Genomic DNA, 1,424 nt, shown 5'->3' with positions numbered 1-1,424 from the left:
ATCCGTAATACCTTCCAAAACGTCAATTAAAACAACACCAAACTCCCACTTTATATTCTGCATAAAATACAGTAATCGATTGAACCAAAATAGGAACTCAGCTATGGTTAGTTTATCAATAAAAACAAATAAAAAAACGAGTTAATCTACAGGCTCGTTATACAAAGGGAATTTAAATATGCTTAGGCTTAATGAAAGAGAATTTAAAGTCAGCGATGCGTATATTCAAGGGACTATAAAAAATGGAACTCTCAACTGCTTTATTGAGGTAGATACAGAAGAAAGAGAGTTTGAAGATACCTGCTGGGAACCTAATATTTGCCACCAAGGTCTCGTTATTAAGGTTTCTTCATGGGATGAATTACAAGGTAGTAGTCTTAACTGGTCTGATAGTAACGATCCAACATATAAGCATCCAGAGATAGGTATTCTTTATGTATTTGGGCATGCAGAAACAGTCAATAACATATTAACGTTTGGACAAATAAAAAATGGCAAGATTGAAGTCAAATGGTCTGGCTGTAATGATATTTTCTGGGATGATGAGTTTGGTCAAAATGTGCCCTTCGAACTACACACATGGCTAGAAATTAAAAATGTATAACAAGGTCGTGCAATCTGACCTCCGACTACTGTCACCTTTTGTGCATAAACCCGCACAAAAGGCGCCAGTAGCCTCCGGCAGTTGACGACGGCGTTATACATGTAAACCTACCTCCATATTTAATTTATACATTTTTATAGATATATAACTGTTGTTTTATACAGTTCTTTAGTGTTTAATGTTTTCAGTATTTAATTATCAATAAGGGGAATAACATTGATTAAAGGAAGTTGCTGTTGTGGGGCTGTTAAATTTGAATTAACTGAAAAACCTAGCATGATGGGAATGTGCCATTGCACCAGGTGCCGAAAAATCGGCGCAAGTGCTATAGCTTTTGTGAAGTCAGAATCTTTTCAGGTAACTGAAGGCCTTGATAAAATAACTACATATAAAGCAGTAGAACCTTACAAGTACGATCGCTGTTTTTGTTCTGTTTGTGGTTCAGCACTAGGTGAAGTTCTATCTGAAAGTGATTCATTTCCAATTACGGCAAACTGTTTAGATGAAGATGTAGGGCTAGAAAATAAATTTCATGAATTTATTTCAGAAAAGCCAAATTGGTTGAAAATTGGAGATACAGCAAAACAATTCGATGAGCACCCATTTGAGTAATACATGTATAACAAGTCACTTAAAAGGACAAATAACAGTTGGTTTTTGCTCCTTCGTCGCTTATTTTAACCAACCAACCAACCAACTAACAGTGACACCCACCCTAATTTTTGCAGTTTGGCGAACTAAGTACTAGGCTTTGTTCAGTGCAAAAAACAAGCAGGGTGTCTTATGGCAATCGCAAGAAAGCGTCAAGTAAGTTTGGTTG

The 1,424-nt window shown here is 36.2% G+C and carries 2 protein-coding genes; both read left to right on the top strand.

The genetic code is table 11. The features are described from left to right. Positions 1–178: 178 nt before the first annotated feature. Positions 179–604 (top strand): hypothetical protein, encoded by a 426-nt coding sequence (locus tag H5119_RS19870; RefSeq protein ID WP_182703460.1) that lies wholly within the window; start codon positions 179–181, stop codon positions 602–604. Positions 605–880: 276 nt separating this feature from the next. Continuing rightward, a complete protein-coding gene (locus tag H5119_RS19865) occupies positions 881–1,216 on the top strand; it encodes a GFA family protein (protein WP_310737456.1) in 336 nt (111 codons plus the stop codon). Positions 1,217–1,424 lie beyond the last annotated feature (208 nt).

The sequence above is a fragment of the Pseudoalteromonas sp. SG45-5 genome (assembly GCF_014164085.1).
In the GTDB taxonomy this organism is placed as follows: domain Bacteria; phylum Pseudomonadota; class Gammaproteobacteria; order Enterobacterales; family Alteromonadaceae; genus Pseudoalteromonas; species Pseudoalteromonas aliena.
Note: the sequence above shows the minus strand (reverse complement) of the source record. Positions and strands in the feature narration are given on the sequence as shown.

Excerpts from the sequence above, each read along its gene's own strand:
- H5119_RS19865 (WP_310737456.1), top strand. The coding sequence starts at position 881 with ATGATGGGAATGTGCCATTGCACCAGGTGCCGAAAAATCGGCGCAAGT.
- H5119_RS19870 (WP_182703460.1), top strand. The coding sequence starts at position 179 with ATGCTTAGGCTTAATGAAAGAGAATTTAAAGTCAGCGATGCGTATATT.